We start from the raw sequence: 2,580 nt of genomic DNA on the forward strand, positions 1-2,580 counted from the left end.
TCTGGTATTTTGTCCCTCTGACATTTCAGTCATATCCTGATTGAAGCATACATCTTTTAAAACTTCATCAATTTCCATTTTGCTTCCAAGGGTTATGTTGTTGTATATGGTGTCAGACAAAAGCTGTGGCTTGTGGCTCAAATAAGAAATCATCTCACTTCTCTCCGGTGCAGAATAGTTCTTTAATTCCCTTCCATTAATCTTGATGCTCCCACCGTATGAATATAGGCCTAGAAATGCTATTCCAAGAGTAGATTTTCCGCATGCAACAGGCCCGGTTATGCCTATTATTTCTCCTTGTCTTCCTTCAAATGTAATATTCTCAATTATATTCTCTTCAGTTCCCGGATATCTGAAAAATAATTTATCAACGGTTAATGTTATATTTTCTTTTGTTGTGAACAACTTCTTTTCATCTTGTTTATATTCTGTCAGATAATCTTTTATTCTGTTCCATGAAGGCCTTGATTTCTGAACTGTATTGAAGAGTTTTGCTGCCTTGCTTGCTTTTATGGCCAAATCTCCGAACATTGCAGCATATGCAGTAAAAGTTCCTATTGTCCAGCTACCTCTTATAACCATATTTCCACCCATGTAAATTACAATAATAATTCCTGACATGGCAATGGCATTATAAATTGGATGCATGGAATTTTCAAGTAGATTAGCTTTAACTGTCTTGTTCTTAAGGTCATTTATTTCCTTTTCATAATTTTTTCTGTTTGTTTCTTCCATGCCGCTTATTCTGAAAAGCATTGCATTTTCAATCGTGCTGTAAGTAACTTCAGCAACCTCACTGCTTTTTTTTCTATATTCCATAGAATACTTGTATATTTTAACTTTAAGTTTTTCGGCAAGAAGCATTGCTGCAGGTATAAATATAATTGATAACAGTGTTAATTTTACATCATAAAAAAGCATGGAGACAAAATACGCTGCCATCATTACACCGGTGTCAAAAACCTCAGTTGTAAACTTACGCATTCCTTCCACACAAAATTCCACGTCGGATATAGCCCTTGTCATTAGGTTTCCTGCATTTTCCTGGTCCAACTTTTCAGCAGTTTCATGCATTATGTTATTGTATCATAAAGCGCATTACAGCACTGGTGCGATTGGCAAAACGTCGTATGTAAAAACGCTTGAAGTATCTGAAAGTCTGTATTACTGCAATTATTAAAATAAATCTAACAGAAGAAAAAATTACTTGTTCCAATGTTCCTTCTGCAATGGAATCTATGAGTTTTCCTTGGTAGACAGGACCTAAAACCATTGATACATTGTAGGCAAGTCCAAAAATTAAGATGCATATGACTGCAAATTTTTCTTTCTTCCAATAATTAATCAGTTTGTTTGGTTCTTTCATTGGTTCAATTTTAATTTTACTCATAATATGCCCTCTCATATGTATAAATGAATAATATCACAACGAAATGTTTATTACAACTTTTATTCCATATGAAATATTGTTATGAAATTCTCGTGAATTGTACAGAAATTTAGTCAATTAACCATATTATTCATCATAATAGATACATAAAACACTCAGAAACGGCAACATATGTTTAATGAAACGATAAAATATTGAAAAATGTGGAATTTGAAAACCATTTCGCACTTCTATTTGTAAGAGGCAAATGTTATTTAATTAACTTTCTGTTAAATAAATGTAAAATATAATATTTTTTATGGAAAAATTTTAATTCTCTGCTTTTTCAAAGATAAAAACCCACATACTAATTAATTATTATGAAGTTTTTTTCATTATATTATAATTGAACACTGCTGTATTATATGCTATAATTTAAAAGCAAACGTTATTTATTGTTTGTTTTCTCAAAACATACGGGAGGAACTATGATGCAGTTACACCTTTGAGAATAGACAAAATTATGCGGAACCGCCTGTCTGACTTATAATCGCTCTACCATAATTCTCACCTTTACTTTTCCTTTTAACACTTCTATTAATGTTCTTTGTTCTGCGCTATGGAGTTACCACCCAAAGCTGTTGCCGCAGCTTGCAGCAAATGTTAGAACATATGTTACGGCAAAAACACTTCACTCTATAATGAAGCCTTGCTTTTTGGCAGACTGCATAATTTATGATTTTGCAATATTTAAATGACTCTCGTTGTATTTCGCATTTATACCAAAGCTTGTTTTTGGCGGGAAAACATTTGTTTTTTCAGTCTTTATTAAAATTTTGTTTTTTAAATTATTATTGGTAAAAATATTAACACAAATTAAATTTTGGAGGTATTTATGGAAACAATAATGAACATTAACAACACCATCAACGGTATTGTGTGGGGACCACCTATTCTCGTTTTAATTGTTGGAGCAGGACTCTTCCTGTCAGCAAAAACCGGATTTTTTTCAATTTTTAAACTTGGTTATATCCTAAAAAATACACTGTTAAAAATGTTCTCTAAAGAAAACAAAGGTGAAGGAGAAGTAACAGCTTTCCAGGCAGTAGCTACAGCTTTGGCTGCTACAGTTGGAACAGGAAACATTGCCGGAGTAGCAACAGCTATTGCAGCAGGCGGACCAGGTGCAGTATTCTGGATGTGGTTGGCAG

At 33.0% G+C, this 2,580-nt stretch carries 3 protein-coding genes; 1 reads left to right on the forward strand and 2 read right to left on the reverse strand.

The features are described 5' to 3' along the window. On the reverse strand, nucleotides 1–1,026 hold a 1,026-nt coding region (locus BN358_RS10225; RefSeq protein WP_232233076.1), incomplete at its 3' end, for an ABC transporter ATP-binding protein. Between the two features lie 52 nt (nucleotides 1,027–1,078). Further along, nucleotides 1,079–1,390 (reverse strand): ABC transporter ATP-binding protein/permease, encoded by a 312-nt coding sequence (locus BN358_RS27535; protein ID WP_019229135.1) that lies wholly within the window; start codon nucleotides 1,388–1,390, stop codon nucleotides 1,079–1,081. Nucleotides 1,391–2,264: 874 nt separating this feature from the next. On the opposite strand from BN358_RS27535, the gene BN358_RS10230 reads away from it, so the two are divergent. Further along, a partial coding sequence (locus BN358_RS10230; RefSeq protein WP_040582411.1) for an alanine:cation symporter family protein occupies nucleotides 2,265–2,580 on the forward strand: 316 nt, incomplete at its 3' end.

The organism is Sedimentibacter sp. B4 (assembly GCF_000309315.1).
Lineage (GTDB): Bacteria > Bacillota > Clostridia > Tissierellales > Sedimentibacteraceae > Sedimentibacter > Sedimentibacter saalensis.